The sequence below is a fragment of the Brevundimonas sp. ALps5 genome (genome assembly GCF_058681645.1).
Window position 1 is genome coordinate 2,603,847 of the sequence record NZ_CM178744.1, and the last position, 19,709, is coordinate 2,623,555.

The following is a 19,709-nucleotide window of genomic DNA, read 5'->3' on the forward strand; positions in this document are numbered from 1 at the left end:
CGCCCGGATACAGGCACGTGACTTCGCAACTGCGAAACAGGGCGGCGGCTGGCGCGTTAAAGCCCGATGCCTCCCGAAATCCACAACATCACCCGCGAGATCGCCGTCCTGTGGCGGCAGTTCAACTGGCTGCCTGAATGGGCGGTGGTGGCGATCGTGCTCGCCGTCTTCGTCGGCGGGGGCTGGATCGTGCACAAGCTGGCCTTCGCCATCCTGCGTCGGGTCGTGAAGAACCGCGACGTCTTCTGGCGTGGGGTGGTCGAGCGCGGGCGGGCCAAGCTGCGCGTGATGATGATCATCGTCGCCCTGGGCATCGGTGTGACCGTCTCGCCGATGGACCCGGGCCCGTCGACGCAGGCGCGGGCGGCCCTGTTGTTCGCCTTCATCCTGACGCTGGGCTGGCTGGCCTCGGGCGTGCTCGACATGTGGACGGCAATGCACCTGAGGCGGTTCAACATCACCGCCGAGGACAATCTGGTCGCGCGCAAACACTATACCCAGACCCGCATCCTGCAGCGGGTGGCCAAGGTGCTGCTGCTGATCGTGACCGTGGGTCTGGCCCTGATGACCATCGCCGGCTTCCGTCAGTGGGGCGTCAGTCTGCTGGCCTCGGCGGGGGTGGTCGGCATTATCGCCGGTCTGGCCCTGCAGCCGGTGCTGACCAATCTGCTGGCCGGGATCCAGATCGCCCTGACCCAGCCCATCCGCATCGACGACGCTGTCATCGTCGAGAACGAGTGGGGCAATGTCGAGGAGATCACCGCCACCTATGTCGTGGTCAAGCTGTGGGACTGGCGGCGGATGGTCCTGCCGCTCAGCTGGTTCATCACCAATCCCTTCCAGAATTGGACCCGCGAGAGCGCCCGGCTGATCGGCACAGCCATGTTCTACGTCGACTATGAGGCGCCCATCGACCGGCTGCGCGAGGCCTTCGAGGGGATCGTGAAGAGCTCGAAGCTCTGGGACGGCGACGTTCAGGTGATGCAGGTCACCGACATCACCGAACGGGTCATGCAGGTGCGCTGTCTGGCCAGCGCCCGGTCGGCGCCCGTCGCCTTCGACCTGCGCTGCGAGATCCGCGAGAAGCTGATGGCCTTCATGCGCGACCAGTGCCCCCAGGCCCTGCCGAGGGACCGGCTGGACTGGGATCGGGGGCAGGCTATTCCGCCAGAGCGGCTCGTCCACGCCGAACCGCGTCCTCAAGCGTCGTAGCCTCGGCCGGACGGTTCGGGTCGCCACAGGCGGCGGCCAGAAGCTCGGCGGCATCCCCGCCGGGCGAGGCGGCATAGGCAGGCTGGTTGTCGGGGCTGGACGGGCCTTCCGCGCCGCCCTCGCGCACCCCGGCGAAATCCAGCCGGTCGGCGGTCAGGGCCTTGCAGTCAAAGCGCCAGCGCGACCAGCCGCCCCAGTAGGCGTTGGCGCCCGCCGTGAAGCCGGGCTCGACCACCTGGAAGGAGCGCATCGTCGCCGTGTCGCCGTCGCGTTTGATCGTCGACAGGTCGGCGAAGACGGCGAACCGGCCCGCGCCGGTCAGGACGAAACGATGGGGTTCAGGCGCGGCCTGTGCTGCCATCGCTGCGGCGGCGAGCGCGGCGATGATCATCAGGCTCAGTTCGGGCGGAACAGGCCGGCGGGGCTGGCCGAGAAGATCTCGACCCCGTCCTCGGTCACGCCGACGGTGTGCTCGCACTGGGCCGACAGGGACTTGTCGCGGGTCACGGCGGTCCAGCCGTCCGACAGAACCTTCACATGCGGCTTGCCCAGATTGACCATGGGCTCGACCGTGAAACACATGCCGGGCTTGAGCACGGCGCCCTCGCCCTTGCGGCCGTAGTGCAGGACATTGGGGCTGTCGTGGAAGACGCGGCCGATGCCGTGGCCGCAGAAGTCGCGCACCACGCTCATGCGGGCGGCCTCGACGTGGCGCTGGATGACATAGCCGATGTCGCCGAAGGTGTTGCCGGGCTTCACCTGCTCGAGACCCAGCATCAGGGCCTCGTAGGTGACGTCGATCAGCTTCTTCGAGCGCGGATTGATATTGCCGACCGCATACATGCGGCTGGAATCGCCGTGCCAACCGTCGACGATGACGGTGTGGTCGATGTTGACGATGTCGCCGTCCTTCAGGACCCGGTCGCCCGGAATGCCGTGGCAGACGACGTGGTTGATCGAGGTGCAGACCGTCTTCGTATAGCCCTTGTAGCCCAGGCAGGCGGGCAGGCCGCCGCGGTCCAGGGTGTACTCCCGGATCAGGTCGTCGATCTCGCCCGTGGTCACGCCCGGCACGACGTGCGGAACGATCATGTCCAGCGCCTCGGCGACAAGACGGCCGGCGATGCGCATGCCCTCGAAGTCGTCCTGATCATAGATCCGGATGGCGCTCGACCGGGTGAAGGTCTCGTTGTCCAGTTCGGGGGTCTCGTACATCGGGCGGGCTCGGAAGGCGGGCGTGGTCAGGGGACAGATGGTTCTTCTAGCACAGAACCTCAACCCTGTCCGGAGTGTGGCGTGCCGCAGTTGGGACTGGTTTTCAGATCAGGCTGTTCAGACCAGTCGACTGAGGCCGGCGCGCAGGGCGTCGCCGCCGCCGTCCAGCGTCGCCTCGATGGCGGCGTGCTCGCGGGTCCAGATCGGGGTGGCGGCAGCCAGCAGGGCGAGGCCCTGTTCGGTCAGGGCGATGCGCCGCCCGCGCCGGTCCTCGGGATCCGCCTCGATCCGCACCAGTCCCTGACGTTCCAGCGGCTTGAGGTTGGCCGTCACCGTCGACCGGTCCATGGCCAGCAGGCTCGCCACAGCCCCGATGGTCGGCGGCTCGGGCCGGTTCAGGCCGTTCAGCAGGGAGAACTGGCCTGAGGTGATCCCCACTGGCCGCATCGCCTCGTCGAAATGCCGCGACAGTCGCCGCGCCGCGCGCTGGGCGTGCAGACACAGGCAGTGATCGCGGATGTGAATCGTCGTCGCAAAGGGATGGGGAGTCGACATGAGGTCGATTATGTTGATATCAACGTAAAAGATCAATCGGGAGCTTTGCCATGATCCAGGTCACCGCCTTCAAATGGGTCCCGCCGTTCGCGCAAGGGTCCGTGCGCGACATCCGCGTCCGCTGGGCGCTGGAGGAGGCCGGCATTCCGTACGGCGAACATCTGATCGGCTTCGAGGACCAGGGCACGTCCGAATATCGCGCGCTCCAGCCCTTCGGTCAGGTCCCGGCCTATCGCGAGGGCGACCTGCAGATGTTCGAAAGCTGCGCCATCGTCCTGCACGTCGCGAGGAGGTCCGACGTCCTGATGCCCGCCGACGAGGCTGGTAAGGACCGGGTCACCTGCTGGCTGTTCGCGGCCTCCAACTCAATCGAGCCCTGGGTCGGGCAGCTGGCGACCATCGACCTCTTCGCCGCCGACAGCGCCTGGGGGCAAGAGCGCCGACCTCAGGTCGAGGAGTTCGTGCGTCGTCGTCTGGGTGAGCTGCAGGCGGCGCTGGGCGACCGCAGCTGGTTCGCCGACGACCGCTTCTCGGCCGCCGACATCATCATGACCCACGTCCTGCGCGACCTGCGCCACACGGACATCCTCACCGACTTCCCGAAGCTGGACGCCTATGTGAAGCGCGCCGAGGCGAGGCCCGCCTTCCAGCGCGCCCTGGCCGATCAACTGGCGCCCTTCAAGGAAGCCGAGAAGGCGATGGCGCCCGCCTAATCCCGGTCGGGCGCGCCCAGAGGGAAGTAGTGGCGGAAGCGGCGGGCGTCATCGACCGCGCGGGCGAAGGACGGACGCTGTAGCAGCCGGGCGCGATAGGCCAGCAGGTGGGTGTGATGCTCTGGGATCCGGTGTGTCCAGTCGGCGTAGAACAGGGACGGGGCCGCGGCGCAGTCTGCGATGGTGAAGGTCTCGCCCACCGCCCACGTTCGGTCCTTCATTCGCGCGTCCAGCCAGGCGTAGCTTGTCTCCAGCATCTCGCGGGCCTGTTTGACGCCATAGGGATCGCGGGCCTCAGCGGGGCGCAGGCTTTCGAAGACAATGTCGCCCTGGGGCGTCATGACATAGTTGTCGAAGAACCGGTCCAGCATCCGCGCCTCCAGCGCCAGATCCGCATCCTCGGGGATCAGCTTCACCGGCCCGGGATAATGGACGGCGAGGTACTCGATGATGATCGAGGTCTCCAGCACCACCCGGTCGCCGTCGCGCAGGATCGGGAAGCGTTTGATCGGCCAGAGCGCCGCGAACTCTTCCCCGACGCCGGGGTCCTCCATCATCCGGTAGGTGAAGGGGATGTCGTTCTCATGGAAGGCGATCAGCGCCTTCTGGCAGTAGGATGAGAAGGGGTGGGCGAACAGTTCGAGGGTCATGAGAAGGCCTTGGGTTCACGGCCCTCGAGCACGGCCGCCAGATTGTAGATGTGCCAGGCCGTGCCGTGCTCGCGGCTGGCCACGGCTTCGGCGCCGCCGACCAGATAGGAGCCCTGTTCGGTGTGGATCAGCCGGGTCCGGCCGTCGCCCTCGGGTCGCAACTCCAGCGTCTGCAGCGAGACCGACAGCTTATCGCCGTTGTGGAACATGTCGTAGACGAGGATGATCCGCTCATCCTCGACGATGTCATGGAAGACGGCCTGGAAGTCGGTGACCATGCCGCTGGGCCAGCGGGCATGGAACCGCTCCCGGCCTCCAACGCGGAAGTCGAAGTCGCGGTTCAGGGTCTCGATCTCGGACGGGGCTCGGAACCAGGCGCTGCGGGCCTCCAGGGTGCGGTAGGCGTCGAAGACGCGGCTGGGTGAGGCGTTCAACACCCGCTCGATGACGAAGGTGGCGTTGTGGACGGTCATGGCTTCTCCTCCTCGGGCGCCGTTTGGGCCAGATAGGCCTCCAACTGATCGTACTGGCCTTCCCAGAAGCGCTTGCGCTCGGCGATCCAGCGTTCGACCCGGGTCATGGCGGCGATCTCCAGTGTGCAAGTCCGGACCCGGCCCCGCTTCTCGCTCTTCACCAATCCGGCTTCTTCCAGAACCTTCAGATGCTGGACGACGGCCGACAGGGTCATCGGCAGGGGTTCGGCCAGCTGGCTGACCGAGGCGGGGCCTTGGCTCAGCCGTTCGACCATGGCCCGCCGTCCGGGATCGGACAGGGCCTGGAAGGCGAGGTCGAGCGGCTCGGATTGATACTGTAGCATTCACTTAAGTATCGAGGCGAGCGCTTCGGGAGTCAAGGCGCGGCTTGGTCAGTTCCTATTCGACGTAGATCATCTTCTTCGTCATGCCGCCGTCGACGGTCAGGACCTGACCGGTGACGAAACCGGCCTCGGCGAGATAGAGCACCGCCCCCGCGATGTCGTCGGGACGGCCGACGCGGCCGACCGGGTGCTGCTCGTTGTCGGCCTGGCTCAGCCCCTTGCCGTCCGAGATCCAGCCGGGCGCCACGGCGTTGACGCGGATCTTCGGTCCCAGGCTGATGGCCATGGCGTGGGTCAGGGCGACCATCGCTCCCTTGGACGCCGCATAGGCCTCGGTGTCCGGCTCGGACATGAAGGCCCGGGTCGAGACCATGTGGACGATGCTCCCGCTCTCTCGCAGCAGCGGGATCGCCGCCCGGCTCATCAGGAAGGCGCCGGTCAGATGGCTGTCGGTCACCTTGCGCCAGTCGGCCAGCGACAGCTCGGCCATCGGCCCGCGGTTCGGCGAGGCGATGCCCGCATTGTTGACCAGCAGGTCCAGCGTCTCCCAGCCTAGTTCCGCATAGGCCGCCTTGACCGAGGCCTCGTCGCCGACGTCGCAGATCATCGACCGCGCGCCGTCATGCCCCGGCTTCAGATCGAACGACGCGACCTCCCACCCCGCCTCGATCAGGGCGGCGCAGAGGCCGGTTCCGACAAGTCCGGCGCCGCCGGTGACGATGGCTTTCTTCATGGGAGCCTCAAGCGGTGAGGGGGCGATGGGTTCCGTCACCCTATCGCTTCCCCTCTCCCGGAGGGAGAGGGAGGGACCCGCGAGCGCAGCGAGTGGGAGGGTGAGGGGTTCTGTCGTTGAGCGGGGAGGGCATGACCCCTCACCCTTTCGCGCCATAACGACGGCTTGCGCCGCCGTGCGCTCAAGCCCTCTCCCTATGGGAGAGGGTCAAGTTACGCCACCAGCTTTTCGGCCTGATGCAGGTCGACACTGACCAGCTGGCTGACGCCGCGTTCGGGCATGGTGACGCCGTAGAGGCGGTCCATGCGGCTCATGGTCACCGGGTTGTGGGTGATGACGATGAAGCGGGTGTCGGTGCGGCTGCGCATCTCGTGCAGCATGCGGCAGAAGCGGTCGACGTTGGCGTCGTCGAGCGGGGCGTCGACCTCGTCCAGCACGCAGACGGGGGCGGGGTTGGCCAGGAAGACGGCGAAGATCAGGGCCGCGGCCGTCAGGGCCTGTTCGCCGCCGGACATCAGGCTCATCACCGACAGTCGCTTGCCGGGCGGGCAGGCGAAGATCTCCAGCCCGGCCTCCAGCGGGTCGTCGCTCTCGACCAGCTTCAGCTCGGCCTGACCGCCGCCGAACAGGGCCTCGAACAGGCTCTTGAAGTTGTCGTTGATGACGTCGAAGGCGGCGATCAGCCGTTCGCGGCCCTCGGCGTTCAACTCGTCGATGCCGTCGCGCAGGCGGGCGATGGCGCCGGTCAGGTCCGAGCGCTCGATGCGCATGGTGTTCAGCCGCTCGCCATATTCCTCGGCTTCATCCTCGGCGCGCAGATTGACCGGTCCCAACTGCTCGCGCTCGCGCTCCAGACCGTAGAGCAGGCTCTCAGCCCCGGCCGCGTCCGGCGGGCGCGCGATGGCGTCGTCGATCAGTTTCTGGCCCAGGGCCTCGGGCTCCATCTGGGCCGTCTCGCGCACGGTGTTGGCGGCGTCCAGCAGGCGGTCGGCGGCGGCCTCGGCCCGGGCCGACAGACCGGCGCGGGCCTCGCGCGCGGAGGAGGCGGCGGCATCGGCGGCTCTGGAGGCCCGGTCGGCGTCCCCGGCTTCCCCTTCCGCGACCGCCAGCGCATCCGAGGAGGCCTTGCGGCGGGTCTCGGCGGCGGTCAGGGCGTCCAGCAGGGTGTTGCGCTGGGCGGCGAGGGCCTCGGGCGCGGCGGAGGCCTGTTTCAGCAAAGCGGCGGACTTCTCCGCATCACCGGCCAGGGTCTTGATGCGGGCGGCGGCGTCCTTCGACCGGGTCGCCCAGCCGTCGCGCTCGCGGGTCAGATTGGCCAGACGCGCCTCCCGGCCCGAGCGTTCGCGGGCCTCGGCGTCGCGGTCGGCGCGGGCCTGAGCCGAGGCGGCGCGGGCGGCGTCGGCGGCGAGGCGGGCGGCGGCCAGTTCGTCGCGCAGCCCGGCCAGGGTCTCGGAGGGGGCGTCGACCGACATGGCCTCGGCGAGGGCGGCCTCGGCGGCCTCGACCTCGGTGGTCTGGCGGGCCAGGGTCTCGTCCAGGGCCTGGGCGCGCGCTTCGCGGCGGGCCTGATCGCGGCTCAGGCTCTCGACCTTGTCGCGGGCGGCGGTGACGGCCTTGTCGGCGGCGAAGGGGGCGAGGCGCGCGGTCTTCACGGCCTCTTCGGCGGCGCGGAAGGCTTCGGTCGCGGCCTTCTGGGCGGATTGCGCCGTCTCCAGCGCCGGCTTGCCCTCGTCGATGGCGGCTTCCAGCTCGGCCAGACGGCCGCGCTGGGCCAGACGCACGGCGGCCGGACGCGGGGCCTCGGCGCGCGAGACGAAGCCGTCCCAGCGATAGAGGTCGCCTTCCTTCGTCACCAGACGGGCGCCCGGCGGCAGGCCTTGCGCCAGCTTCGCCGCATCCGCCTTGTCCGCCACGCCGCACAGGGCCAGCCGCGCGGTCAGTTGATCGGGCGCCTTCACATGGTCGGACAGGGGCGACACGCCCGTCGGCCAATTCGGGGTAGGGGGCGTCGCGCCGGCCCAGTAGGCGGCGGCCTTCGGGTCCAGCGCGGCGTCCAGATCGTCGCCCAGAGCGGCGGCCAGGGCGGCCTCATAGCCCTTGTCGGCGGAAACCTTGTCCAGCGCCGGGGCGTGCTCGCGCTTGCTGGTGACCAGCAGGGAGGCCAGACCCCGGGCCTCGGTCTGGAGGCGGCCCAGCTTGTCCTCGGCGGCGCGGGCCTCGGTGCGGGCCTCCTGCTCGGCGCGGGCCAGGTCGCCGCGCTTCGCCTCGGCGGCCTCGACGGCGGCGCGGGCGGCGGTCAGGGCGGCGGTCGCCTCGTCCAGAGCCGTGCGGGCGGTGGCCAGCTCGGGCGTCTCCAGCGGCCCCAGGGCCTCGCGTTCGCGTTTCGCCTGATCGAGCCCTGAGCGGGCGCGGGCGACGCGGGCTTCCGCATCCCGCTTGCGGGCCGTTTCGGCATTGGCGCGGGCCTCGACGGCGGCGAGGGTTCCGGCCAGACGCTCGACCTCGGCGTCGGCGGCCCGGCGGCCCTCCTCGGCGGCGACGAGGGCGGCCTCCAGTTCCGGACCACGTGCGGGCGCCGCGGCGACCTCGGCGGTCAGGGTTTCGAGCTCGGCGGTCAGGCGGGCCAGTTCGGCCGCCGCATCCTCCGACATCTTCTCCTCGCGTTCGGCGTCGGCGGCGATGCGCGCACCCTCGGCCTTCAGCCGGTCGACCTCGGCCCGGGCCTGCTGCTCGGCCATGTCCAGTCGGTCGCGTTCGAGGCTGGCGCGGTGCAGCAGGGCGGCGGCGACGGCGTCTTCCTCGCGGGCAGGCTTCAAGCCTTCCTGAGCCTTCAGGGCGGCGGTCTGGGCGGCGGCGGCGGCGGCGGTCGCCTCGGCCACAGCCCGGTCGGCCTCGCGCAGTTCGCCGGCGGCGGCCTCGGCCGCGACCCGGGCGTCGTTCCAGCGTACGAACAGCAGGGCCGACTGCAAGGCGCGGATCTCGGCCGAGATCTTCTTGTACTTCTCCGCCTGCCGCGCCTCGCGCTTCAGCCGGGTCAGGGCCGTCTCCAGCTCCTTGCCGATGTCGTCGAGGCGTTCGAGGTTCGACTCGGCCGCCTTCAGCCGCAGCTCGGCCTCGTGCCGGCGCGTGTGCAGGCCCGCGACACCGCCGGCTTCCTCAAGGATACGGCGACGGTTCTGGGGCTTGGCGGCGATGAGTTCGCTGATCTGGCCCTGACGCACGAGGGCCGGGGAGTTGGCGCCGGTCGAGGCATCGGCGAACAGCAGCTGGACGTCGCGGGCCCGGACCTCCTTGCCGTTGATCCGGTAGGTCGAGCCCTGGCCCCGGTCGATGCGGCGCGAGACCTCCAGCACCGGACTGTCGGTGAAGGGCTGGGGCGCCCGACGCTGGGCGTTGTCGATGGTCAGCTGGACTTCGGCATGGTTGCGTGGCGGCCGGTTCGAGGCGCCGGCGAAGATGACGTCGTCCATGCCCTGACCACGCATGGCCTTGGCCGAGTTGGCGCCCATGACCCAGCGCATGGATTCAAGGACGTTGGACTTGCCGCAGCCGTTGGGGCCGACGATGCCGGTCAGGCCGGGCTCGATCTGGACCTCCGACGCATCGACGAAGGACTTGAAGCCGACGAGGCGGAGGCGCTGGAATTGCATCGCGTCCCCCGGCCCTCGCTTTAGCGGCCGGAGGCTTCGTCGATGGCGGCGCCCAGGGTCTCGAGCGAGCCGTCGGCGACCACCTTGCCGTTGACGAAGAAGGTCGGGGTCTTGGTCACGCCCGCGGCGATGCCGCCTGTCATGGCCTCGCGGATGGCGGCCAGGGTCGCCGGGTCCTGGACGCAGGCGTTGATTTCCTCGCGCGACCGGCCGCTGACGGCGATGGCGCGGTCGTACCATTCGCTGACCGGGCCGAAGTTCCGGGCCGTCGACTGCCAGCGATAGAAGGTATGCAGGACCTCGAAATACTGCTCGGGCGCCGAGCAGCGGGCGATGGCGGCGGCCTGGGTCGCTTCGGTCACCGGCTCGGTCAGCATGTCGCGGAAGACGAAGCGGACCTGGCCCGTATCGACATACTGCTCCTTGAACGCATACCAGTTCGACATCTGCCATTCGGCGCAGTGCGGGCAGGCGAGGGAGCCGTACTCCACCACCGTCACCGGGGCACGCGGATCGCCGATGGTCCGGTCGGCCGAGCCCACGCGCGGCAGGTTGCCGGCCCAGGCTTGCGAGGGCAGAACCGCTGAAGCCAGCAGCGGGGACGCCAGCATCAGGGTCAGGATCAGTCGGCGGAGCATCGACATGGGCTCAGTGTCCGGGTCCGTGGGCGGCGTCGATAGCGGCGCCGAGGCTGTCCAGCGACGGATCGGCGATCTTGCGGCCGTTGACGAAGAAGGTCGGGGTGCCCTCGACGCCGGCGGCCGCGGCCCCGGCGATCTCGGCGTTGATCCGGGCCTCCGTGGCCGGGTCCTGGAAGCACGCCTTCATCTCGTCATCTGTACGGCCGCTGAGGGCGACCGCGTCGCGGAGCCAGGTCCGGCTCCCGGCATAGAAGGCAGGCTGGCCGTCGAACAGGGAATCCACGACAGTGAAGAACCGCTCGGGCCGCGAACACCGGGCGATGCCGGCGGCGGTCATGGCGAAGTCCTCGGGCGAGGTCGGCAGGGTGCGATAGACCAGTTTCACCTTGCCGGTGTCGATGTAGCGCGCCTTGAAGGCCGGATAGACGTCCTTGTGCCAGGCCGCGCAGTGCGGACAGACGAAGGAGGCGTATTCCACCACCGTCACCGGAGCATCGGCACGGCCCAGGACACGGTCCTCGGCGGTGACCGGCGGCAGGTCGCCGGCCAGGACCGGCGTGGCGACAGTCGCCAGCGGGGCCGCCGCCAGCGTCAGGATCAGGAAAAGACGGCGGAACGGATGCATGGGCCTACTTCGCCAGCTCGGCGTCGATGGCCTGGGCCAGGTCGGGCAGTTTGGTGCCCTCGTCGCTGCCGGGCGTGATCACGTCCTTGCCGTTGACCTTGAAGGTCGGGGTGCCGGTGACGCCCGCGGCAGTCGCGGCCGAGATGCGTTTCTCGAGGGCGGCGATGTTGTCCGGGTTAGTGATGCAGGCGGTGTACTGCTCCTGGCTGAAGCCGAAGGCCTGGGCCGTCTTGACCAGCGAGGCGTTGGGCGACAGGGCGCCGGAACGCCATTCGTCCTGGCTGGCCAGAAGCTCGTGCATCACGTCGAAATATTTGTCCGGACCGGCGCAGCGGGCCAGCAGGATGCCGGCGGTGGCCACGTCCTGCGGCGGGGTCGGCAGTTCGCGGAAGATGTAGCGGACCTTGTTGGTGTCGACGTAGCGGGCCTTGAACGCCGGCCAGGTGTTCTTCTGCCACAGGGCGCAGTGGGGGCAGGACGGCGAGGCGTATTCGATCACCGTGACCTTGGCGCCCTCGGCGGCGCCCAGGGCCATGTCGCCCTCCGCGGCCTTGCCGCCGCCGCCGCCGCAGGCCGCGAGGGTCAGGGCCAGAAGGGCGAGGACCGATCCGGTCAGTGTCTTCATCAGGTTCATGGTCTGGTTTTCCGGATCAGCTGGGGTCACTTTGCGAGGGCGGCGTCGATCTTGGCCGACAGGCTGGTCAGGCTCGAATCCGCCACCTTCTCGCCGTTGACGAAGAAGCTCGGCGTGCCGTCCACACCGGCGTCGATCCCCGCCTTGACCCGCTTGTCCAGGGCCTCAGCGGCCTTGGTGTCGGTGACGCATGCGGTGAACTGGGCCTCGCTCAGACCGGCGCCCTGGGCGATGCGCAGCAGGACGTTACGCGGCGGCGTGCCGCCGAAGATCTCGGCCTGGCTGGCCATGATCTCGTGGATCACGTCGAAATACTTGTCCTCCCCGGCGCAGCGCGCGACCAGGAAGCCGGCGGCGGCGACCGGGACCGGCGGGGTCGGGAATTCTCGGAAGACATAGCGGATCTTGTTGGTGTCGACGTACTTGGCCTTGAACTGCGGCCAGACCTCTTCCTGCCAGGCGGCGCAGTGGCTGCAGGTGACCGAGGCGTATTCCACCACGGTGACCTTGGCGCCCTTGGCGGCGCCCAGACCCATGTCGCCCTCGGCTTCCTGATAACCGCCGCCGCCGCCGCACGCCGACAGGGTGGCCATGGCGGCGAGCGCCGCGCCGGTGATCGCCGCACGGCGGCTCATCGATCCGAATTTGAAGGGCTTGCTGGGACGCATGGGCTCTTTCTACAGACAATGGCGAACGATGATCACGCGATTCCCCGGGAAGGCGCGCATCGACAGCTTTCGAGAACAGGTGCGGCGAAGTTTTGTCAACGGCGCGGGCTGCGTGAGCGCTGTTTCGCCTCGTCGGACAGCACCGCCCGGCCCAGTCCGGCGAGGGCCGCGCGCAGGGCCTCGGGGGCCTTCGACACCGACTGCGTCAGCTCGGCTTCGGTGGCTGCGTCCAGCGGATCGATGCGGCGGCGCGCCCCCTTGGTCGAGGCGGCGGGCTGGGCCAAGGGCTTCACCGGCCCCTGGGCGATCCGCAGCTTGTCGACCGAACCGGGGCCCAGGAACAGGTTCACCCGCGACAGGATCTCGGCCGACTGATGCTGGACCAGCAGGGCCGCGGGGCCCGCGACCCGCAATTCCAGCGTCCCCGGCGCCCCGCCCTTGCCGCGGGTCAGCTTCTGCGGGCGGGTGACGCGGGCCAGCTGGTCGCCGACGATCTCGCGCCAGCGGGGCTCAAGCGCGCTCGCGCCGCGTCCGAACTTTTCGTCCAGTTCCTTGATGAAGCCGGTGAGGGCGCGGCCGGCGGGCGGGGCCGGGCGGGGCGCGGGGCGCGTGCGTCGGCGGGCGAGGATCTCGCGCGCTTCGCTTTCCGTGGGCAGGTCCCGGGCCATGGCCCTATATAGCCTCACTGATGCCCGACGTCGCCCTCCACAAATCCGATCTGCGCGCCGCCCTGCTGGCCTGGTACGACGAACGCGCGCGGACCCTGCCCTGGCGCGCGCCGCCTGGAGCGGCGGAGCGCACCGACCCCTACCGCGTCTGGCTGTCCGAGGTGATGCTGCAGCAGACGACCGTCCCACACGCGACACCCTATTTCGAGAGCTTCACCGAGCGCTGGCCGACGGTCGGCGATCTGGCCGCCGTCGCCGACGCCGATCTGATGGCCGCCTGGGCGGGCCTCGGCTACTACGCCCGCGCCCGCAATCTGCTGGCCAGCGCCCGCGCCGTGGCGGATCAGCACGGCGGCGTGTTTCCGGACACCGAGGCGGGGCTGCTGGCCCTGCCAGGAGTGGGCGCCTACACCGCTGCGGCGGTCGCCGCCATCGCCTTCGACCGTGAGGCCAATGTGGTCGACGGCAATGTCGAACGGGTCATGGCCCGGCTGTTCGCGGTCGAGACGCCCGTGCCCGCCGCCCGGCCCGAACTGCGCACGCTGGCCGGATCGCTGGTCGACGCCCATCGGCCCGGCGACTGGGCCCAGGCCCTGATGGACCTCGGCGCCACCGTCTGCCGCCCGAAGTCGCCGTCCTGCCTGATCTGCCCGATCAGCTCATGGTGCGCCGGCTACCGGACGGGCGAACCCGAACGCTTCCCGGTGAAGACGAAGAAGGCGGACCGACCGCACCGCAACGGCTTCGCTTGGGTGCTGCGCGACGGCGCCGGCCGCGTCGCCCTGGTCCAGCGCCCGGACAAGGGCCTGCTCGGCGGCATGCTCGGCCTGCAGACCAGCGACTGGTCCGCCGCGCCATCCGAAGCCCCACCAGTCGAGGCTGACTGGACTGACGCGGGCGCCATCGAACACGTCTTCACCCACTTCAGCCTGACCCTGTCGGTGCGGGTGGCTGAGGGGACGGGCGACTTCGTCTGGATGCCCGAGGCCGAGGCGCTGAAGGCCCTGCCGACAGTGTTTCGAAAGGCGCTTGAGCGGGGGCTGGCGAGCGCCGCCTAGCGCGACGTCAGGATCCGGATATCTCCCTGTTTGCCCTTGGGCATCAGGACCGTGCCCTCGCCGATGCGTTCGAAGATCAGGTCGACCTTCGACGTCCCGACCCGCAGCTCCGACACCGTCAGCCGGTCGACGCCGGTCGGCAGGGTCGGGTTGGCGACGGTGACCACCCCGTCCAGCGCATTGACGTCCACGCCCAGCGACGCCTGCAGCATCAGGAAGGCCGAGCCCGCCGCCCAGGCCTGGGGCAGGCAGGCGACCGGATAGGCGATGGGGCCTTCGCCGGGCTCGCGGTCGAAGCCGCAGAACAGCTCGGGCAGCCGCATCTGGAAGTGGCTGGCGGCGGTGTAGATTTCGCCGAGGATGGTCGAGACGGCGTCGCGCTCGCCGTAGCGCGCCATCCCCGCCACGGCGATGGAGGTGTCGTGCGGCCAAACCGAGCCGTTGTGATAGCTCATCGGATTGAACCTGGCCTGACCCTTGGCCAGCGTCCTCAAGCCCCAACCGCTGCGGAACTCGTTCGACAGCATGCGCCGCGTCACCCGCTCGGCCCGGGCCTTCGACGGCAGGCCGCTGAACAGCAGGTGGCCGGCGTTGGAGCCGATGGAGCGGCATTGTTCCCCGTCGCCGTCCAGGGCGATGGCGTAGAAGCCCTCGTCCTCCATCCAGAACCTGTCCTCGACCAGGAAGCGGACCTCGTGGGCGTGATCCTCCCAGGCCTGGGCGCGGGCATCGCCGACCCGGGCGCCGAGGTCGGCCATGGCCAGCCAGGCGGCATAGGCATAGCCCTGCACCTCCAGCAGGGCGATCGGCCCCTTGGGGAACCGCCCGTCGCGGTGGAAGATCGAATCCTCACTGTCCTTCCAGCCCTGGTTGGACAGGCCGGTGTCAGCGCCGCGCGCATAGTCGATCAGGCCGTCGCCGTTGCTGTCGCCGTAGTCGCGCATCCACTCCGAGGCCGCGACCAGATTGGGCCAGAGCTTGCGGATCAGATCGAGGTCGCCGGTCCGGCGGGCATAGGCGCCGGCCAGGGCGATGAACAGGCAGGTGGTGTCGACCCCGCCGTAATAGAGGCCGAACGGCACCTCGTGCAGGGCGCTCATCTCGCCGCCGCGCGTCTCGTGCATGATCTTGCCGGGCGCCGAGTCGTGGAAGGCCGAGACCTCGGTCGCCTGACGCGCCGCCAGATAGGTCAGGACGCCCCTCGCCAGCGACGGATCGAGCCACAGCATCTGCCAGGCGCTGAGGATGCCGTCACGGCCGAACGGCGTCGAGAACCAGGGCGTCCCGGCATAGGGGTAGGGGCCGGTCGGCAGGTCGGTGGTCAGCAGCGCCATGTCGGCGCGTGACTGGTCCAGCCACTGGTTGAACAGCGGGCTGCGCGGCCCGCGCAGGGAGGCGCCGCGTCGGCGCCGTCGCCGCATCGATAGCCTGGCCTCCAGCGCATTCTCGCGCCAGCGCAGTGGGTCGGGCGTCGTGCAGGCCTCGCCGCCGCATTCGATGTAGAGGTCCATCCGCCGGCCCTTCGGCAGACTGAACATGAATTCGGCGCGGGTCCCCGACAGCCGGGCCGGGGGTTCGGAGAAGGACAGGCAGCTGGTCCGCTCGACGTCGTCCAGCCCGGTGTATCTGAAGGTCACGCGCCGCCCGTCGTGGGTCGGCGTATGCACCGTGCCGCGCTTCTCGCGCAGGGTGCCGCGCACCTGGAAGATGTCGGCGAAGTCGGCCGCGAAGTCGAAGGCCAGCGGCAGCAGGACATCCTCGACGCCGTGATTGACCATCCGCACCCGCTCGAACATCCGCCGGTTCCAGAGGAACCGCCGCCGCTCGATATGCATCACGCCCGCCGGCGCCGAACGCCCGCCCATCGGGGGCAGGGGCCGATTGGTCGAATGGGCGGTGAAGAAGACGTTGTCGCGCGACACGCCGGACGACAGCCGCGAGGGGCGGGCCATCCCCGCGGTCATCTGGAACCGCGACAGCAGTCGCGTGTCGCTGTCGAACAGGCCGTCGGCCCCGCCCTTCATATCGCCCCAGCCGTCGGCGACCAGGAAGGTGTCGCCGTCCTTGAGCGCCTGAAGGGTGTCGAGACCGCCGGTCTCGCCGGTCTCCGCGGCCGTGGTCTGGACCGAGTAGCTGTCGTCCATGGAAACTCCGCACGCGGCTTCGGGTCGCCTGAACCGTCCCACCCAAATGCGGCTCTAGACTGTCCGCTTCATGGCCTAATGGCTGAGAAGCGCGACGGTTCAGCCGACCGCGCGAAGGAACGTAGTTTATCCAGCCGCGGCGAAGCTGCGTGGTTCGTCCATCGGCCGCAGCGGCGTCACCACATCGTCCAGCGGCGCCTCCGCGAAGGGGCGTTTGGCCAGCAGGTCGCCGTAGACGTCGAGATAGCGCCTCGCCATTGCGGTCGCCGAGAAGCGCAGTTCGAAGCGGGCGCGCACGGCCTCGCGGTCCAACTGCCCGACCCGGTCGGCGGCGGCGATCGCCTGTTCCATGGTGTCGACCAGATAGCCGGTGGCGCCGTCCTCGATGATCTCGGTGGTCGAACCGCATTTGAAGGCGATGACCGGCGTGCCGCAGGCCATGGCCTCGATCATCACCAGGCCGAACGGCTCGGGCCAGTCGATGGGGAAGAGCAGGGCCTCGGCGCCGCCCAGGAAGTCGGACTTCTGGTGGTCGCCGATCTCGCCGATGAACTCGATCAGCGGATTGCCGTCGATCAGCGGCTTGATCCTGTCCTCGTAATAGACGCGGTCGGCGGCATCGACCTTGGCCGCGATCTTGAGCCGCTTGCCCAGTTTGGTCGCGATTTCGATGGCCCGGTCGGGACGCTTCTCGGGCGAGATGCGGCCGAGGAAGGCAAGGTAACCCTCCGATTTGGCCGAGAAGCGGTATTGCTCGGCGGGCATGCCGTGGTGAACCGTCGCCTTCCAGTTGGCGAAGGCCAACGGCTTGCGCTGGTCGTCGGAAATGGAGATCAGGCCGAAATCGGTGAACCGCTCATAGACCTCTGGCAGGTCCTTCATGTCGAGCCGGCCGTGCAGGGTCGTCAGGGTCTTGTCGGCATACTTCCGGAACATGGGGAAGTGGATCATGTCGGTGTGGAAGTGGATGACGTCGAACTCGTCGACCCGGTCCATCACCTCGGCCAGCATGGTCAGGTGGGCGGCGAGGTCGGACTTGAGCGGAGCGGGGTCCAGCCGGATCGCCTGATCGCGCACCGGGATCAGCCGGGCCTTCGTCCGCGCGTCGGCGCTGGCGAACAGGGTGACCTCATGGCCCAGATCGACGAGGGCGTCGGTCAGATGGGCGACCACCCGTTCGGTCCCTCCATAGAGCTTCGGAGGGACGGCCTCGTACAGCGGGGTGACCTGGGCGATCTTCATGATGTGTGTGCTCCGACCCGCTCAGCCGGGCCGTAGACATCAATGTTCTCGCAACTGCGAAGTTCCATCGCGGAACATGCAATTTTCTTCAGTGATTGCGGTGGGTTACACGCGTTACATCTGTGCGTTTCCGGACATTTCGTCCAGAGTTCAGGACTCCCAGCGCTTTTGCGGCGAGCGGTAGAGGGCCAGGGTGGCCAGCAAGGCCAGGGCCGCCGGGATCGCGGCCCAGAACAGACCGGCCAGAGCCATGGCCGTCGCCCCGCCCCAGCCGGCCTGAACCAGCATCTCGACGATATTGACCAGCCAGGAGCCGCCACGCTGGCGTTGGTTGAAGGTCTTCCGCGTGGCGGGTTTCTGACGCCAGATCTGGATCAGGCCGGACGAGGCGGCGGCGCAAACGCATCCGATCGCCACCACCACCGCCTTCAGCGGCGCCATGACCGCGAAGCCGCCGATGGCGATGCCGGTCAGGACGAAGGTCGGGATCAGGGCGGCGATCAGCTTGGCCCGGTCGGCGAGGGCGCGGTCGATCGGCGCCGAGCGCAGCAGGTCGGGGCTGTCCTCGGCCGAGATGGCGATCCAGGCGAAGCTGCCGGCCAGTTGGCCCGCCATGAAGACGATGGCCGACGACAGAAAGATCGGCGTGGTCCCGGCATGGGCGTTCTTGAACAGGACCACGCCGAGCGGGATCAGATAGACGATGCGCAGCAGAATCTGGCTGATCAGCTGCGGGTCGCGGGCCAGAAGCCGCAGTTCCTTTCGGACCATCGCGCGGGTCAGGCCGTCGGCGAAGGCGCCGTCCGCGCCCTTGGTCCGGGCCGGGGTCGACTTCTCGCCCACGGCGGCGGCCGCGTCCTTGGCGAAGCGCGGGCCGAGGCTTCTGACCACCAGGACGAACAGGATCAGGCCGATCCCGCCAATGACGGCCAGAGGCAGGGGGCTGGCGGTCAGGGCGCGCACCGGCCAGGCCAGCGGACCGCTCGGCGCCAGCAGCGGGCTGCCGGTCAGGCTGAGGGCCAGGTCCGAGACGCCGGACGAGCCGTGCCCGTCCTCATGCCGGGTGAAGTTGTAGGCTTGGCTCAGGATGAACATCAGGCCGCCGACGAGGGCGGCGATCACCTGGGCCACCACGCGGGTCTTGCGCGGTCCGATCAGGGCGAACAGTCCCATGGTCATCAGGATGCCGAGCGCCGTCGCGACCATCGAAAGCGAGATCAGGATGACGAACAGCGACAGCCATTCGGGCCGCCCCAGCACCGAGGCGGTGATCACGAAGGGCGTCACCAGCAGGACGTAGAGGATCGAGGCGACGACGGTGATCGACAGGGCCCGAACGGTCAGGACCACGCGCGGCCTCAGGGGCGAGGACAGCAGCAGGTCGAGGTCGCCGCGCTCGTAAAGCGCCTGAACCGCCAGATTGATGGCCTGGGACAGCATCAGGGTGAACAGGACCACGCAGGCCGCGTCAACGATCAGGGCCGACAGCGGCGTGATCGGCAGGGGCCACCGGGAGGCGAGGAAGCCCAGGGCGACGCCGCCGAACACCACCCCGGCGATGGCGAACAGGCTGATCAGGACCAGGGCGATCTTCGAGCCGCTGACCCCGCGCTTGCCGCTCATGCCGCGCAGGCCGAGACGAACCTCGGCGGCCAGAAGCCAGGCGGCCGATCCCGGCGGCAGCATCCGGACGACGGCGCTGATCACGAGACGTCCGCGCCGACGAGGTCGAGGAAGACGTCTTCCAGAGTGGCGCCGCCGTGCCCGGACCTTGCCCGCAGCTCTTCCAGCGTGCCTTCGGCCAGCAGCTTGCCGTGCTGGATGATGCCGATGCGGTCAGACATCCGCTCCGCGACGTCGAGGATGTGGGTGGTCAGGATGACGGTGGCGCCGGCCCGGACACGGTCTTGCAGCAGATCCTTGACCTGACGCGCCATGGCGGCGTCGAGACCGGTCAGGGGCTCGTCCAGCATGAGCAGTTTGGGTTCGTGGATCAGGGCGCCCGCGAGGGCCGCCTTCTGCTTCATGCCGCGCGAAAAGCCCTCGCAGCGCTCGCCGCGATGGGGCCACAGGGCGAGGAACTCCAGAAGCTCCTGGGCCCGCTTGCGCGCCGTCTTCGCGTCCACGCCCCACAGGCCGGCGACGAACTCGAGATACTCCATCGGCGTCAGCTTGTCGTAGAGCATGGGCTCGTCCGGCAGCCAGGCGATCAGCCGCTTGGCCGCGACCGGATCGGTGATGGCGTCGGTCCCGAAGACGCGGATCGACCCGGCGTCGGCCCTGGTCAGTCCAGCGACCATGCGCAGCGTCGTCGTCTTGCCCGCCCCGTTCGGCCCCAGCAGGGCATAGAGCTCGCCGGCCTTGACGGTCAGGTCGAGGTTGTCCACCGCCGGGCGGCTGAACGTCTTTCGCAGGCCCCGGATCTCGAGCGCACTGTCGGTCATAGGCTGTCCCCCGTCACGCTCCGACCCTGCCGCCCGCGGA

The 19,709-nt window shown here is 69.2% G+C and carries 20 protein-coding genes; 3 read left to right on the plus strand and 17 right to left on the minus strand.

Features of this window, described 5'->3' with window-relative positions:
* Nucleotides 1-66: 66 nt before the first annotated feature.
* Nucleotides 67-1,212 carry a mechanosensitive ion channel family protein gene (locus tag ACW172_RS12540; RefSeq protein ID WP_492031774.1) on the plus strand — a complete coding sequence of 382 codons (1,146 nt, stop codon included), beginning with the start codon at nucleotides 67-69 and terminating at the stop codon, nucleotides 1,210-1,212.
* Here ACW172_RS12540 and ACW172_RS12545 read toward each other — a convergent pair.
* The 3 genes from ACW172_RS12545 to ACW172_RS12555 all read right to left on the minus strand — a co-directional run bounded on the left by ACW172_RS12545 (nucleotide 1,160) and on the right by ACW172_RS12555 (nucleotide 2,982).
* On the minus strand, nucleotides 1,160-1,603 hold the full coding sequence (locus ACW172_RS12545) for a surface-adhesin E family protein (protein WP_492031775.1): 444 nt from the start codon (nucleotides 1,601-1,603) through the stop codon (nucleotides 1,160-1,162). The two genes, ACW172_RS12540 and ACW172_RS12545, sit on opposite strands and share 53 nt — an antisense overlap.
* A gap of 5 nt (nucleotides 1,604-1,608) precedes the next feature.
* Complete coding sequence (map, locus tag ACW172_RS12550) at nucleotides 1,609-2,427, minus strand: type I methionyl aminopeptidase (protein WP_492031776.1); 819 nt, start codon at nucleotides 2,425-2,427, stop codon at nucleotides 1,609-1,611.
* Nucleotides 2,428-2,544: 117 nt separating this feature from the next.
* On the minus strand, nucleotides 2,545-2,982 hold the full coding sequence (locus ACW172_RS12555; RefSeq protein ID WP_492031777.1) for a MarR family winged helix-turn-helix transcriptional regulator: 438 nt from the start codon (nucleotides 2,980-2,982) through the stop codon (nucleotides 2,545-2,547).
* 50 nt (nucleotides 2,983-3,032) lie between these two features.
* Between ACW172_RS12555 and ACW172_RS12560 the strand changes: the two genes are divergently transcribed.
* A complete protein-coding gene (locus ACW172_RS12560) occupies nucleotides 3,033-3,695 on the plus strand; it encodes a glutathione S-transferase family protein (protein WP_492031778.1) in 663 nt (220 codons plus the stop codon).
* On the opposite strand, the gene ACW172_RS12565 is transcribed toward ACW172_RS12560, so the two are convergent.
* The 10 genes from ACW172_RS12565 to ACW172_RS12610 all read right to left on the minus strand — a co-directional run bounded on the left by ACW172_RS12565 (nucleotide 3,692) and on the right by ACW172_RS12610 (nucleotide 12,781).
* Nucleotides 3,692-4,345, minus strand: a complete 654-nt coding sequence (locus ACW172_RS12565) for a glutathione S-transferase family protein (RefSeq protein ID WP_492031779.1) — start codon at nucleotides 4,343-4,345, stop codon at nucleotides 3,692-3,694. The two genes, ACW172_RS12560 and ACW172_RS12565, sit on opposite strands and share 4 nt — an antisense overlap.
* A complete protein-coding gene (locus tag ACW172_RS12570) occupies nucleotides 4,342-4,818 on the minus strand; it encodes an SRPBCC domain-containing protein (RefSeq protein ID WP_492031780.1) in 477 nt (158 codons plus the stop codon). The genes ACW172_RS12565 and ACW172_RS12570 overlap by 4 nt, the downstream gene beginning before the upstream one ends.
* On the minus strand, nucleotides 4,815-5,162 hold the full coding sequence (locus tag ACW172_RS12575; RefSeq protein WP_492031781.1) for an ArsR/SmtB family transcription factor: 348 nt from the start codon (nucleotides 5,160-5,162) through the stop codon (nucleotides 4,815-4,817). Before ACW172_RS12575 ends, ACW172_RS12570 begins: the two co-directional genes overlap by 4 nt.
* A 55-nt stretch (nucleotides 5,163-5,217) precedes the next feature.
* Nucleotides 5,218-5,895 carry an SDR family oxidoreductase gene (locus ACW172_RS12580; RefSeq protein WP_492031782.1) on the minus strand — a complete coding sequence of 226 codons (678 nt, stop codon included), beginning with the start codon at nucleotides 5,893-5,895 and terminating at the stop codon, nucleotides 5,218-5,220.
* Nucleotides 5,896-6,107: 212 nt separating this feature from the next.
* Entirely contained in the window at nucleotides 6,108-9,545 is a 3,438-nt protein-coding gene (gene smc / locus ACW172_RS12585; protein ID WP_492031783.1) for a chromosome segregation protein SMC, read from the minus strand.
* A 20-nt stretch (nucleotides 9,546-9,565) separates the two neighbouring features.
* Nucleotides 9,566-10,189 carry a DsbA family protein gene (locus tag ACW172_RS12590; protein WP_492031784.1) on the minus strand — a complete coding sequence of 208 codons (624 nt, stop codon included), beginning with the start codon at nucleotides 10,187-10,189 and terminating at the stop codon, nucleotides 9,566-9,568.
* Between the two features lie 4 nt (nucleotides 10,190-10,193).
* On the minus strand, nucleotides 10,194-10,811 hold the full coding sequence (locus ACW172_RS12595) for a DsbA family protein (protein ID WP_492031785.1): 618 nt from the start codon (nucleotides 10,809-10,811) through the stop codon (nucleotides 10,194-10,196).
* A 4-nt stretch (nucleotides 10,812-10,815) separates the two neighbouring features.
* Entirely contained in the window at nucleotides 10,816-11,445 is a 630-nt protein-coding gene (locus ACW172_RS12600; protein WP_492031786.1) for a DsbA family protein, read from the minus strand.
* Nucleotides 11,446-11,471: 26 nt separating this feature from the next.
* Nucleotides 11,472-12,113 carry a DsbA family protein gene (locus ACW172_RS12605; RefSeq protein ID WP_492031787.1) on the minus strand — a complete coding sequence of 214 codons (642 nt, stop codon included), beginning with the start codon at nucleotides 12,111-12,113 and terminating at the stop codon, nucleotides 11,472-11,474.
* A 95-nt stretch (nucleotides 12,114-12,208) separates the two neighbouring features.
* Nucleotides 12,209-12,781, minus strand: a complete 573-nt coding sequence (locus tag ACW172_RS12610; RefSeq protein WP_492031788.1) for a DUF721 domain-containing protein — start codon at nucleotides 12,779-12,781, stop codon at nucleotides 12,209-12,211.
* Between the two features lie 20 nt (nucleotides 12,782-12,801).
* On the opposite strand from ACW172_RS12610, the gene mutY reads away from it, so the two are divergent.
* Nucleotides 12,802-13,839 (plus strand): A/G-specific adenine glycosylase, encoded by a 1,038-nt coding sequence (gene mutY, locus ACW172_RS12615; RefSeq protein WP_492031789.1) that lies wholly within the window; start codon nucleotides 12,802-12,804, stop codon nucleotides 13,837-13,839.
* Here mutY and ACW172_RS12620 read toward each other — a convergent pair.
* The 4 genes from ACW172_RS12620 to ACW172_RS12635 all read right to left on the minus strand — a co-directional run bounded on the left by ACW172_RS12620 (nucleotide 13,836) and on the right by ACW172_RS12635 (nucleotide 19,669).
* Nucleotides 13,836-15,983 (minus strand): amylo-alpha-1,6-glucosidase, encoded by a 2,148-nt coding sequence (locus ACW172_RS12620; protein WP_492031790.1) that lies wholly within the window; start codon nucleotides 15,981-15,983, stop codon nucleotides 13,836-13,838. The two genes, mutY and ACW172_RS12620, sit on opposite strands and share 4 nt — an antisense overlap.
* Before the next feature lie 126 nt (nucleotides 15,984-16,109).
* Nucleotides 16,110-17,225, minus strand: coding sequence for a glycosyltransferase family 4 protein (locus tag ACW172_RS12625; protein WP_492031791.1), 1,116 nt, complete (start codon nucleotides 17,223-17,225; stop codon nucleotides 16,110-16,112).
* A 150-nt stretch (nucleotides 17,226-17,375) separates the two neighbouring features.
* Complete coding sequence (locus tag ACW172_RS12630; RefSeq protein ID WP_492031792.1) at nucleotides 17,376-18,932, minus strand: putative ABC transporter permease subunit; 1,557 nt, start codon at nucleotides 18,930-18,932, stop codon at nucleotides 17,376-17,378.
* Nucleotides 18,929-19,669, minus strand: a complete 741-nt coding sequence (locus ACW172_RS12635) for an ABC transporter ATP-binding protein (protein WP_492031793.1) — start codon at nucleotides 19,667-19,669, stop codon at nucleotides 18,929-18,931. The genes ACW172_RS12630 and ACW172_RS12635 overlap by 4 nt, the downstream gene beginning before the upstream one ends.
* Nucleotides 19,670-19,709: the final 40 nt, after the last annotated feature.

What these genes read in the sequence shown, in the direction of transcription:
- ACW172_RS12560 (WP_492031778.1), top strand. Translation starts at nt 3,033, where the DNA reads ATGATCCAGGTCACCGCCTTCAAATGGGTCCCGCCGTTCGCGCAAGGG.
- ACW172_RS12540 (WP_492031774.1), top strand. Translation starts at nt 67, where the DNA reads ATGCCTCCCGAAATCCACAACATCACCCGCGAGATCGCCGTCCTGTGG.
- smc (WP_492031783.1), bottom strand. Translation starts at nt 9,545, where the DNA reads ATGCAATTCCAGCGCCTCCGCCTCGTCGGCTTCAAGTCCTTCGTCGAT.
- ACW172_RS12565 (WP_492031779.1), bottom strand. Translation starts at nt 4,345, where the DNA reads ATGACCCTCGAACTGTTCGCCCACCCCTTCTCATCCTACTGCCAGAAG.
- ACW172_RS12595 (WP_492031785.1), bottom strand. Translation starts at nt 10,811, where the DNA reads ATGCATCCGTTCCGCCGTCTTTTCCTGATCCTGACGCTGGCGGCGGCC.
- ACW172_RS12570 (WP_492031780.1), bottom strand. Translation starts at nt 4,818, where the DNA reads ATGACCGTCCACAACGCCACCTTCGTCATCGAGCGGGTGTTGAACGCC.
- ACW172_RS12555 (WP_492031777.1), bottom strand. Translation starts at nt 2,982, where the DNA reads ATGTCGACTCCCCATCCCTTTGCGACGACGATTCACATCCGCGATCAC.
- ACW172_RS12600 (WP_492031786.1), bottom strand. Translation starts at nt 11,445, where the DNA reads ATGAACCTGATGAAGACACTGACCGGATCGGTCCTCGCCCTTCTGGCC.
- ACW172_RS12620 (WP_492031790.1), bottom strand. Translation starts at nt 15,983, where the DNA reads ATGGACGACAGCTACTCGGTCCAGACCACGGCCGCGGAGACCGGCGAG.
- ACW172_RS12580 (WP_492031782.1), bottom strand. Translation starts at nt 5,895, where the DNA reads ATGAAGAAAGCCATCGTCACCGGCGGCGCCGGACTTGTCGGAACCGGC.
- map (WP_492031776.1), bottom strand. Translation starts at nt 2,427, where the DNA reads ATGTACGAGACCCCCGAACTGGACAACGAGACCTTCACCCGGTCGAGC.
- mutY (WP_492031789.1), top strand. Translation starts at nt 12,802, where the DNA reads ATGCCCGACGTCGCCCTCCACAAATCCGATCTGCGCGCCGCCCTGCTG.
- ACW172_RS12610 (WP_492031788.1), bottom strand. Translation starts at nt 12,781, where the DNA reads ATGGCCCGGGACCTGCCCACGGAAAGCGAAGCGCGCGAGATCCTCGCC.
- ACW172_RS12625 (WP_492031791.1), bottom strand. Translation starts at nt 17,225, where the DNA reads ATGAAGATCGCCCAGGTCACCCCGCTGTACGAGGCCGTCCCTCCGAAG.
- ACW172_RS12605 (WP_492031787.1), bottom strand. Translation starts at nt 12,113, where the DNA reads ATGCGTCCCAGCAAGCCCTTCAAATTCGGATCGATGAGCCGCCGTGCG.
- ACW172_RS12635 (WP_492031793.1), bottom strand. Translation starts at nt 19,669, where the DNA reads ATGACCGACAGTGCGCTCGAGATCCGGGGCCTGCGAAAGACGTTCAGC.
- ACW172_RS12545 (WP_492031775.1), bottom strand. Translation starts at nt 1,603, where the DNA reads ATGATCATCGCCGCGCTCGCCGCCGCAGCGATGGCAGCACAGGCCGCG.
- ACW172_RS12575 (WP_492031781.1), bottom strand. Translation starts at nt 5,162, where the DNA reads ATGCTACAGTATCAATCCGAGCCGCTCGACCTCGCCTTCCAGGCCCTG.
- ACW172_RS12590 (WP_492031784.1), bottom strand. Translation starts at nt 10,189, where the DNA reads ATGTCGATGCTCCGCCGACTGATCCTGACCCTGATGCTGGCGTCCCCG.